Consider the following 6,547-nt stretch of genomic DNA (forward strand, 5'->3'; position numbering starts at 1 on the left):
TCGCGCGACGATCTGCGTCGAGACGGCCATGCCGCCGCCTTCTCCTGCCCGGCACCCACAGCGGTCACCCGATACTGAGACTGTCGTTCGACCGACACCGCTCAAGATCGGGACAACAACAGCCACTTAGAAAGCGATGCATGGCCGAGCAGCTACCACATAGTTCCGTAGGCGACGAGCGCTGGGCCTGCAAGGGAAGCTCGGTCTGTGAGGTTGAATGCTCCTGGCATGCCAGTCACCGGGTTGGACCATTGGGTACCACCCGCGGTGTATGCCCAGTAGAGGGTGCGGTCGCTGCCCCCGCCCCGCCAGGCCGCGTATGCGTCCCTAGAACCCCATCCGCGCAGCGCAGGCCGGTCGCCGGTTACAGCCTGACCGACAACAGTGGGGCCACTCCAGGTATTACCGCCGTCGTTGGAGATCGACGCGCTCATCTGACCGCCGGTGTCTCCCCAGGCCATGAGTAGCCGGTTAGGTCCGCCGCCAAACGCCAGGCGACCGGTAATCGCGGGGCCAGTTGTGGCTCCCTCTCGTGGGATATCTCCCACTGGGCGCCAGTCTGTTACGCCTGTACCTGCCTCATAGACGTCCAGCGCTTCCGCTCGATACCGATGAGTCGCCAGGAAGGGCTTAGATGTCAGAGTGTTGGTGACGCAGGGTTCGAATGCCGTGACATCGCTGTAACCCGACACCAGGACTTGCTGAGGTGACCAACTGGCGCCGTCAAACACCGAGTACCACAGCCTGGTGTCACCGTCGGCTCCCTTCCAGAACAGATGAAGTCGATCCTGGTAGCTGAGCAGGGCCGGACCATGACTGGAGGCGACGTTAGGGATTCGCTGTTGACCACTCCACGTATTCCCATCGAACGTTGCCCACCATAGTCCCTCGTCGTCTCGGATGCCGCGCCAGGCCATATACACCAGGCCGCGCCACACCTCCAGCGTCGGGCCCTTTTCGGAGCCGGCGGTGCCGCCAACTGCGGGCTGCTGTCGGGTCCAGTAACGCCCATCTTCTGTTTTGGACCAGTAAAGCCCAAGATCGTCGAAGGTCCCGCGCCACGCCATATACATCGGACACATGGGCGCACTTCCCCAATACTTGATATCCGAGTCAGCTGCCTGGTGCTGAGCATACGCCCGTGAATGTTTGCCCGCCATCACTCACTCGGGGGAACCCGTTCGCCGGTTGTCGGTCATCGCCTCAACTGCCGCCCCATTTTCCCTTGTATTTCTGGGGCCTCGACCTGCCCACTGAATCTGTGAAGGAATGTTTTGCTTCAGATACCGCGCTCTGCGGACCTGACCATGGTCGGCGCGACCGGCGGTGCTGGGTGCTCCCTGCGGTACCCCGAGCCCCGTCGGGCTGGGTACCCTGCCCGCCCCGTGGGCAGGACTCGGCGCCATTTCCGATGATGTCCTGAAGTTCGGTATCGACGAGGACCACAAGGAATTCAGCCCGTGGGGCGTGACGAGCGCCTTCCGTACACAGATCACCAAGTCGGTGCGGACTTTCGGGCTGACGCTGTGGGAGACCAACAACCCGGTGGTGAAGTCGCTCGTCTTCCGTGTCCCCGTGGCCGGCCTGGCCCCGGACAAGGGCGGCATCTCCCGCTTCGCCGAGTCCGCCAGCCCCAAGCCCGACCGCCGGGCGTGCCGGTGGGCGACGACCGGCTCGCTCGTGGCCAGGAGTGGCAGGGGCTCGCCCTCGCGGTTCAGACGCAGCCGCGGGGGCTGCAGGCGGTGGTTGGCCAGGTGCGGTTGAGGTCGTCCCAGGTGAGCAGACCGGTGGGGTAGATGGCGCCGGGGATGTGGCGGTAGTCGTGGGGTAACGCCTGGGCGAGGAAGTCCTCGCCCAGGCGCTCCGCGATGCGCAGTGCGGTCATCGCGAGTGATCTCCCGTGGGTCAGCCGTCGTTGCCGTCGGACTTCTCGGTGCCGCCACCGTCGCCGTCACGGCGGCGGGCCGCGGCGATCTGCTTCTTCGCGTGCAGCAGGCCGCCCGAGGGGCGGTGCTGGTGCTGGGTCGGGTATAGCAACCTCCATCTGATGAGGGAGAAGACGGGGGCCTTCTCCGTGTTGCCCCCGTCCGCGGCTGCGGGCGGGGAAGCCTGTGGCGAGGTTTACCGCTCACCGTCGCCGTCGGCCTCTGCAGCGGAGGCAGAGGGGCCAGGTGCGGGGAGGGAGTGCAGGAGCTGACCGGTGTGCGGGCGGAGCACGGCAGTGGGTTCGGCGGGCCCCAGTGCGAGCAGGACGAGGACGGCCCGCACTGAGTGATCGTTGATCGTGGTAGTCACCGGCTGACCCCGGTGCACCGGCTCCTGGCCACCTGCTGTGCGTCGAGGACGAGGTCGAGGAGCGTCTGGCAGCTGCGGGCGAAGTCGGCCATCCATACTGACGCGTTCAGGGGATAGTTGTGCGGCGAGGGCCGTTCGTAGCCCAGGCGGCGCTGCAGCGCATCGAAGTCCGGGCCCAGCATGCCGTCGTAGGGCGAGCCGCCCGGCCGCAGGACGCGGTACCTGGCCTCGGCGGCTGGCACCATGGCGGACCTGCCCGGCCAGGTCCGCCATGGTGCCGATGGCCTTGCCGGGGTCCACGCGGGTGCCCTCGACCGTCGGGCGCAGCGCTTCGCGGATCGTCTGGCGGATCCGCTCGACGTCGATCGGCGCCTGGCCGTCGGGCCTGGTCACGTGGGCGACGTAGTGACCGGCTGTCGTAGCCGCAGGTGCGGGGGTGGTGGTCATCTGCCCAGCGGATCTGAAAGGGGGCAGCGGGCCGCCGGGCCATCTTCACCGGCGGCCCGCTGCGCGAGGGAAGGTCTACGGACAGGCAACCGCTGCAGCCGCTCGTGCGCCCCTATCAGACCGCGGGTTTCGCTCGCACGCCCCCTATCGACTTGACCGTTCCGTGACCAGCTGCGCGGCCCCGGTGGGCCTACCTTGGGGTTCGTGAGCACCCGACCCGCACGCCGGCGCAACACCGCACTTATCGCGTGGATGGAAGAGCAGGAGCTGAGTTCTCCCGCCCTGGCCAGAGTCCTCAACGCCGAGATCGGTGCAGTGACGGCCCGGGCGGGAAGACTGACCGAGGAGACCATTCGCAAATGGCGCTCGGGCGAGATCCAGTGCCCCCGGACCACCCAGCACGTGGACCTCACCCGGGTCAGCGGCCGGCCCGTGCCGGCCTGGGGTTCGCTCAACTGTCCACACGCCCGGAGGAGGATGCCGTGCTCCGCCGCAGCTTCGTCACCGCGTCCACCGGCACCGTCGCGGCGGTCGCCGTCCCCATGCTCGCCACCCAGCCTGCCGTCGGCATCAGCGACGTGCGCCGTCTCCACAAGGACGTCGCCGACCTCACCGTGCTGGACGACCAGCGCGGAGGCCATCAAGCCATGGAGGCCGCGGCCCTGGCCGGCGCCCGCAAGGCCCTTGCCCTGCAGCACAAGAGCGCCATGGATCCGATCCGCGGCCGCCTGTACTCCGCCGCCGCCGACTGTATCGGCCTGGCTGCCTGGTCCTGCATCGACGCCCGGGACCCCGAACACGCTCAGCAGCATCTCGAACGCGCGATGACACTCGCCGGACTGGCCCGCGACAGCGGCGCGCAGTTCCGCATCTGGACCTTCATGAGCATGCTCGCGAACCAGCTCGGCGATTACCCCCAGGCCCTTGCCGCAGCCCAGGCCAGCCGGTCAACCGGCGCCGCCCGCCGCGACATCCGCCGCCCCGAGTGGATCGCGTTCTACACCAGGGGCGAGCTGGACGGACTGACCGGCGTCACCCTCGGCCTCTCCGGCAGCCGCCCCCAGGCCGAAGCGCACTTCCACCGGTGCGTCAGCGCGCTGCGCCCGGACCAGCACCGCAACCGCGCGCTCTACCTCGCGTACGTCGCTACCGAGCAGCTGGCCCAGGGCGACGCAGAAGAGGCCGTGAACACCGCTTTGAAGGTCGTCACCCTCCCGGCTGCCACCGCTGGCCGCACCTCCCACCTCTTACGCGAGTTCACAACCATCCTCACCACCTGCGCGCCCCGCTCCACCGCCGCCCGGGCATGGGCAGACCGCCCCCTCACCGCCACCGCCTGAAGGGACGCCCCGTTGACCGTGCTCCTGCGCCACTACGACCACACCCACGCCGCCGACCTCCGCGACCTGCTGCTCAACGTGCACGACGACTGTTACGCCGGGCCGGATCGCGGCGAGTTCGACAGCCGGGAACGGTTCGCTCAGTTCGTCGACCACTGGTCGCAGGGGCCGGGATGGGTCTGCATCATCAGCCACGACGACGACCAGGACGGCCAGGCCGTGGGTTTCGCCTACGGCGCCCCGCTCCCCACCGGCTCCCCCTGGTGGTCCAAAATCGCCGGGCTCGACCCCGAGTTCACCCACGAGACCGGCAGCCGCACGTTCGCCGTCTCCGAGGTCGTGGTCCGCCCCCAGTGGCGCAAGACCGGCACGTCCACACGCCTGCACGAGGAACTCCTCACCGGCCGCCACGAAGAGCGTGCCACCCTCCTCGTCGACAGCACCCACCCCAAAGTTCAGGCCCTCTACGAGGCCTGGGGCTACTCGGCCCTTGGCCAGACGAAGCCCTTCGCCGACGCACCGGTCATGACCGCCATGATCCGCCCTCTCACCCCCCGCTCCAAGTAGGTCGCGGACGGGCGGCCCGCCGTCGGTAAGCCCGGCTCCGCCTGGGCCGAGCTGCCCCGGGCGAGGAGCACCACTGAACGCTGCGGGCGACGCATATCCACGCTGGTCGGAAAAATGTTCCCTTTTTCCCCGGTGGCGGGGTTACGGTCGGTGCACGCAAGATCGACAGGGGGATTCCATGCACGCCACTCTGCCCCTGCCCGGCCGGCCGCCGGGCAACTGGGAGGACAGCGAGGGCCTCACCGCCCGCCAGCGGGCCGTGCTGGCCTGCATATCCGACTCCGTCCGCACTCGCGGATACCCGCCCTCCATGCGGGAGATCGGCGAGGCGGTGAACCTCGCGTCCACCAGTTCCGTCGCCCATCAGCTCCAGTCGCTCGAGCGCAGGGGCTTCCTTCAGCGCGACCCGCACCGACCCCGCGCGTACGCTCTCGCACCGCCTGCCCAGGCACTGGCTGACATGCCTCGGCTTCCTCCGCCACACGGCAGGTGCCCGGATGAGCAGGCCGAGCTCGCTGCCGTGGCGCAGGTTCCACTCCTCGGCCGGATCGCCGCCGGATCGCCGGTTCTCGCTGACCCCGATGTGCAGGATGTTCTCCCCATGCTGCGGCACGTGGTCGGCCACGGCGAGCTGTTCGCACTGAAACTGGAGCGCCGACGGGTTCGTTCCGCCGCCCCATGCGGGAGTTGCGGCTGTTCATGCAGGTCGGAGACGCGGACAAACGCTTCACTCGATCGTGTGGGGACCTGACGATTCCTCGCAGATTCCAGGAGTTCTCTCCGTAATTTGCTTCCTTGTGACGGATTCCGGGACTCGCCGCTTCTCCCTCATCACGGGCGGCGACGTAGCCGTGAAGGACCGGCCTGGCGAACAAGTGCGGCCGGAGCCGGGCCTCGCTGACGTCCTGACGCTCCAGCGACAGGCCGCGGCGACCGCGTCCGTGGAAGCCGAGCGCGCGCTGTTCCAGGACTCCCTCGCCGAGTACGTATGGGCCCGGGACGTCGCGGGCCTGTCACCGCGGACACTGGAGTCGCTGGTCCAGCCGGTGCTGGAGATCTGCTCGTTCTACGACGTCATGCCGTGGCACCTGAGCTCACGACAGCTGGACAGGTACTTCGCGGGCCCGGGCAAGCGGCCGCGGCATACGACGATCCGGTCAAAGATCAACCGGATCGACCTCTACTACGCCTTCCTGGAACAGCGGTACGCCGGTGAGATCCACCGTCGGTTCGGCGCGGTGGTCGAGTCACCCGTCGACGCGTTCAACCGGCCTGTCCACCGGGGGGACTTCGGGCTGCGGATCCCGCCATCGGCCCGGGCGACGAAGGAGTTCTTCGCCGCGTGGCGAGAGGCGCTGCCCCGGGCGCGGAAGTACCCGGTGGCGGTCCGCAACTACGTGATGTCAAAGCTGACGTACATCTCCGGAGTGCGTGCGGCGGAGCTCTGCCAAGTGCAGCTCGGAGACGTTCACTGGGAGAACGGGCAGTGGGGCCGGTTCCTGGTCCACGGCAAGGGCGCCGGCGGCTCCGGCCCGCGGGACCGCGAAGCCTTCCTCTTCGAAGAGGGCCGCGCGCTCCTGTGGTGGTACGTCGAGGAGGTTCGGGGCGAGTTTCCCGATGACCCCTCCGACCCGCGGGCGCCGCTGTTCCCCTCCGAGCGGCTGGCGAAGTCGCTGGCCGACATGGACGGACTGCTCGCCCCGCCGGTGGTGCCCGACACGTTCCGGCGCGCGCTGAAGATGGCCTCGCACGAGTATCTTCGGGGACCGGTCAGCGAGCTCTTTCCCCATCTCCTGCGGCGCGCCTGCGCGACCCACAACTATGAGGCGGGGATGCCGTTGTGGGACGTGCAGGTCTTGCTCGGCCATGTCTGGGCATCCACCACGGTCGGCTATCTC

7 protein-coding genes are annotated in these 6,547 nt (G+C 68.5%); 4 read left to right on the forward strand and 3 right to left on the reverse strand.

Going from position 1 to position 6,547, the window contains the following annotated elements; translation table 11 throughout:
- Positions 1-1,714: 1,714 nt before the first annotated feature.
- The 3 genes from NQU55_RS34425 to NQU55_RS34435 form a co-directional block, all read right to left on the reverse strand.
- Positions 1,715-1,885: a hypothetical protein gene (locus tag NQU55_RS34425; protein ID WP_206330152.1), complete on the reverse strand. Its 171-nt coding sequence runs from the start codon at positions 1,883-1,885 to the stop codon at positions 1,715-1,717.
- Positions 1,886-1,905: 20 nt separating this feature from the next.
- Positions 1,906-2,037 carry a hypothetical protein gene (locus NQU55_RS34430; protein WP_256791756.1) on the reverse strand — a complete coding sequence of 44 codons (132 nt, stop codon included), beginning with the start codon at positions 2,035-2,037 and terminating at the stop codon, positions 1,906-1,908.
- A 254-nt stretch (positions 2,038-2,291) separates the two neighbouring features.
- Positions 2,292-2,540 (reverse strand): hypothetical protein, encoded by a 249-nt coding sequence (locus NQU55_RS34435; RefSeq protein WP_168096511.1) that lies wholly within the window; start codon positions 2,538-2,540, stop codon positions 2,292-2,294.
- A gap of 561 nt (positions 2,541-3,101) precedes the next feature.
- Here NQU55_RS34435 and NQU55_RS34440 point away from each other — a divergent pair.
- The 4 genes from NQU55_RS34440 to NQU55_RS34455 all read left to right on the forward strand — a co-directional run.
- Complete coding sequence (locus NQU55_RS34440; protein ID WP_505017636.1) at positions 3,102-4,082, forward strand: NsdA family TPR-like regulatory protein; 981 nt, start codon at positions 3,102-3,104, stop codon at positions 4,080-4,082.
- A gap of 18 nt (positions 4,083-4,100) precedes the next feature.
- Positions 4,101-4,649, forward strand: coding sequence for a GNAT family N-acetyltransferase (locus tag NQU55_RS34445; RefSeq protein WP_308402305.1), 549 nt, complete (start codon positions 4,101-4,103; stop codon positions 4,647-4,649).
- Between the two features lie 178 nt (positions 4,650-4,827).
- On the forward strand, positions 4,828-5,400 hold the full coding sequence (locus NQU55_RS34450) for a LexA family protein (protein WP_372504867.1): 573 nt from the start codon (positions 4,828-4,830) through the stop codon (positions 5,398-5,400).
- A gap of 79 nt (positions 5,401-5,479) precedes the next feature.
- The coding region (locus NQU55_RS34455) for a tyrosine-type recombinase/integrase (RefSeq protein WP_256791759.1) at positions 5,480-6,547 on the forward strand (1,068 nt) is incomplete at its 3' end.

The sequence above is a fragment of the Streptomyces telluris genome (assembly GCF_024519335.1).
Lineage (GTDB): Bacteria > Actinomycetota > Actinomycetes > Streptomycetales > Streptomycetaceae > Streptomyces > Streptomyces telluris.

Coding starts and splice junctions, on each gene's coding strand:
- NQU55_RS34425 (WP_206330152.1), bottom strand. CDS start 1,885: ATGACCGCACTGCGCATCGCGGAGCGCCTGGGCGAGGACTTCCTCGCC.
- NQU55_RS34435 (WP_168096511.1), bottom strand. CDS start 2,540: ATGGTGCCAGCCGCCGAGGCCAGGTACCGCGTCCTGCGGCCGGGCGGC.
- NQU55_RS34440 (WP_505017636.1), top strand. CDS start 3,102: ATGGCGCTCGGGCGAGATCCAGTGCCCCCGGACCACCCAGCACGTGGA.
- NQU55_RS34450 (WP_372504867.1), top strand. CDS start 4,828: ATGCACGCCACTCTGCCCCTGCCCGGCCGGCCGCCGGGCAACTGGGAG.